This window comes from Nocardia sp. NPDC059764 (assembly GCF_042732555.1).
Lineage (GTDB): Bacteria > Actinomycetota > Actinomycetes > Mycobacteriales > Mycobacteriaceae > Nocardia.
Window position 1 is genome coordinate 1 of record NZ_JBHWHH010000313.1, and the last position, 3,649, is coordinate 3,649.

The window sequence follows — 3,649 nt, forward strand, 5'->3', positions numbered from 1 at the left end:
CTCCTGGGTCGCGGCGATCGGCTGTCCAGGCCTCTGTCAGGGAATCGGGATAGGGGTGGTGACATCGAACCGTTCGAACAGGCCGAACAGTTCGTCAGCGATGCCGGGCGCCGCCGCCGACACCAAATCGCCTGCCGCGCCCGGCGAGTCGAGCTCCGGCGGCAGGATCAAACGCGCGCCCGCCTCAGTGGCGATCAGCGCGCCCGCGGCCCAGTCCCACAGGTTCAGGCCGTGCTCGAAGTAGGCGTCCGTGCGGCCCTCGGCCACCGCGCACAGGTCCAGGGCGGCCGAACCGAAGCGGCGGAGGTCGCGAATGTGCGGCAGCACCTTGCCGATCAGCTCGCCCTGGCGGGTGCGGCGCTCGGTAGCGTAGGCGAAGCCGGTGGCCACCAGCGCCATGGACGTCGTGTCGACCGGGTTGGCGCGCAACGTAACCGGGTCGCCGCCGGGGGCGGCGCCGTCGGGGCTGGAGTCGGCGCGGTGCGCGCCCAGGCCCAGCCCGGCGCTGTAGGTGACGGCGTGCGCGACGTCGGCGACCGCGCCCGCGACCGGTCGGCCGCCGCGCACCGCGGCCACCGACACCGAGTAGGACGGGATGCCGTAGACGAAGTTGACGGTGCCGTCGATGGGGTCGACCACCCAGTGCACCAGGTCCGGGTCGTCGGTGATGGTGCCGCCGTCCTCCTCGCCGACCACCCGGTCGCCGGGGCGCAGGTCGGCGACCAGCTTGCGGACCAACTGCTCGGTCTCGGTGTCGACGATGGTGACGGGGTCGGTGGGGGTGGACTTGGACTGCACGGCGTCGGTGGTGTGCGCGCCCGGCCCGAAGACCTGCGGGCGGCGCTCGCGCACGTGGGCGGCAGCGGTCTCGGCGAGATGCACCGCGACCCGGCGCAGTTCGGCTATGTCTGAAGTGTCGGTGTTCGTGGCGTCGGCGGGGGCGGTGGAAGTGAAATTCGATTCCGGCACGAGCTCCATCGCAGCACAGATCCGGCATCGCGCGCACTAGGCTTGTCGTGCACGACACAAGGTGCAGGTCGAGGGAGAGAACGAGGTGTGGTCCATGTCCGATCCCGGACACGCGTTCGGCATCGATATCGGTGGCAGCGGTGTGAAGGGTGCCGAGGTCGATCTCGCGACCGGTGAGCTGCTCTACGAGCGGATCAAGATCGCGACGCCGCACCCGGCCACTCCGAACGCGGTCGCCGAGGCGGTGGCCAAGCTGGTCGCGCAGGCCGGCTGGGAGGGCCCGGTCGGTATCACCATGCCCAGCGTGGTGCTGCACGGCCAGGTGCGCACGGCCGCCAATATCGACAAGACCTGGATCGGCATCGACGCCCGGCACCTGTTCTCGGTGGCGCTCGGCGGTCGCGGCGTGACGGTGCTCAATGACGCGGACGCCGCGGGCATGGCCGAGGACCGCTACGGAGCGGCAAAGGATCTCAGCGGTCTGGTCATGCTGCTCACCTTCGGCACCGGGATCGGTTCGGCGGTCATGTACAACGGTGTGCTCATGCCCAACAGCGAGCTCGGGCACATCGAGGTGGACGGCCGGGAGGCCGAGCATCGGGCGGCCGCGTCGGTCAAGGATCGGGTCGGCATGACCTACCCGGAGTGGGCGGTGGAGGTGTCCAAGGTGCTGGTCACCCTGGAGAACCTGTTCTGGCCGAACGTGTTCGTCGCCGGTGGCGGCATCAGCCGCGATCACCAGGAATGGATTCCGTTGCTCACCAACAGAACCCCCGTGGTGCCGGCCGCTCTGCGCAATACCGCGGGCATCGTCGGAGCCGCCATGGCGGTGTCAGCCGGTATCGCACCGTAAGTAAGCTGGTTCGATCGTTACAATGGAACGCATGCCCGGCGGTGAGCCGGAAACCGACACCGGCACGAGAGCCGGCTTATCCCCCCGACAGAACCGCTCCGCCGGATGATCACTCTGGCGTGACGCCGCACGAGACCGTCACGAAAGGGCGTACGTGGTAGCCACGAATACCCAGGACACCGCCGATTCGGCAGCAGCCGCCGACTCAGCAGACACCACCGCAGCACCCGCGGTCAAGAAGGCCGTAGCCAAGAAGGCTCCGGCCAAGAAGGCCGCTGCGAAGAAGGTCGCGGCCAAGAAGACCGCGGCCAAGAAGGCCACGAAGGCGACCGCCAAGAAGACGGCCGCCAAGAAGGCGTCGCCGAAGAAGGCGGCCGAGCCCGGTGCCGAGGGTGGCGAGGGCGACGAGGCCATCGACGACGAGTCGTTGGAGCTCGACGACCTGGGTGACATCGAGCTCGACGAGGACGAGCTCGAGGACGAGGAGATCGTCGACGAGTCCGACGACGAGGAGGAGGGCGAGGCCGCCGCGCCCGCCACCGCCGCCGCCGAAGCCGACGACTCCGAGGAAGCCGACGAGCCGTCCGCCAAGGACAAGGCGTCCGGTGACTTCGTCTGGGACGAAGAGGAATCCGAGGCGCTGCGCCAGGCCCGCAAGGACGCCGAGCTCACCGCTTCCGCCGACTCGGTCCGCGCCTACCTGAAGCAGATCGGTAAGGTCGCGCTGCTCAACGCCGAGGAGGAGGTCGAGCTCGCCAAGCGCATCGAGGCCGGCCTCTACGCCACGGAGAAGCTGCGCGAGTTCGCTGACAAGGGCGAGAAGCTGCCCGTGCAGTCGCGCCGCGACCTGCAGTGGATCATGCGTGACGGCAACCGCGCCAAGAACCACCTGCTGGAGGCCAACCTTCGCCTCGTGGTCTCGCTGGCCAAGCGCTACACCGGCCGCGGCATGGCGTTCCTGGACCTCATCCAGGAAGGCAACCTGGGTCTGATCCGCGCGGTCGAGAAGTTCGACTACACCAAGGGCTACAAGTTCTCGACGTACGCCACCTGGTGGATCCGGCAGGCCATCACCCGCGCCATGGCCGACCAGGCCCGCACCATCCGCATCCCGGTGCACATGGTCGAGGTCATCAACAAGCTCGGCCGCATCCAGCGCGAACTCCTCCAGGACCTGGGCCGCGAGCCCACCCCGGAAGAGCTCGCCAAGGAAATGGACATCACGCCGGAGAAGGTGCTGGAAATCCAGCAGTACGCGCGTGAGCCGATCTCCCTGGACCAGACCATCGGCGACGAGGGCGACTCCCAGCTCGGCGACTTCATCGAAGACTCCGAAGCTGTCGTCGCCGTCGACGCGGTCTCCTTCACGCTCCTCCAGGACCAGCTCCAGTCGGTCCTCGAAACGCTCTCCGAGCGTGAAGCCGGCGTCGTCCGCCTCCGCTTCGGCCTGACCGACGGTCAGCCCCGCACCCTGGACGAAATCGGCCAGGTCTACGGCGTCACCCGCGAACGCATCCGCCAGATCGAGTCCAAGACCATGTCGAAGCTGCGCCACCCCAGCCGCTCGCAGGTGTTGCGCGACTATCTGGACTAGGTGTTAGCCAAGATTGGGCCCCTGAGCTGCGGCTTAGGGGCCCAATTTCTGTTTTGTAGCGAAGCCCTCGAGCCGCGCAAGCTCGACGAGAAGGTCGTCCCCCGCCCTCACCGACGACCAGATCAAGGCACTACTCGAAGCCTGCCAGGGCAAGGACTTCCGCGACCGCCGAGACAAGGCCATATCGGTTATCGATCGATCACCGGTAGGGGTGGTGCGCGATCGAACCTGAT

General features: G+C 68.0%; 3 protein-coding genes. 2 read left to right on the top strand and 1 reads right to left on the bottom strand.

Features of this window, described 5'->3' with window-relative positions; all coding sequences use genetic code 11:
- Positions 1-36 precede the first annotated feature (36 nt).
- A complete protein-coding gene (locus ACFV4K_RS35075) occupies positions 37-978 on the bottom strand; it encodes an inositol monophosphatase family protein (protein ID WP_379280599.1) in 942 nt (313 codons plus the stop codon).
- A gap of 85 nt (positions 979-1,063) precedes the next feature.
- Between ACFV4K_RS35075 and ppgK the strand changes: the two genes are divergently transcribed.
- Together ppgK and ACFV4K_RS35085 are read left to right on the top strand one after the other, a co-directional pair.
- Positions 1,064-1,822 carry a polyphosphate--glucose phosphotransferase gene (ppgK, locus tag ACFV4K_RS35080; RefSeq protein WP_379280600.1) on the top strand — a complete coding sequence of 253 codons (759 nt, stop codon included), beginning with the start codon at positions 1,064-1,066 and terminating at the stop codon, positions 1,820-1,822.
- Positions 1,823-1,976: 154 nt separating this feature from the next.
- Positions 1,977-3,416: an RNA polymerase sigma factor gene (locus ACFV4K_RS35085; protein WP_379280601.1), complete on the top strand. Its 1,440-nt coding sequence runs from the start codon at positions 1,977-1,979 to the stop codon at positions 3,414-3,416.
- Positions 3,417-3,649 lie beyond the last annotated feature (233 nt).

Bases quoted from the DNA above. Each gene is read 5' to 3' on its own strand.
- ppgK (WP_379280600.1), top strand. From the start codon at position 1,064: ATGTCCGATCCCGGACACGCGTTCGGCATCGATATCGGTGGCAGCGGT.
- ACFV4K_RS35075 (WP_379280599.1), bottom strand. From the start codon at position 978: ATGGAGCTCGTGCCGGAATCGAATTTCACTTCCACCGCCCCCGCCGAC.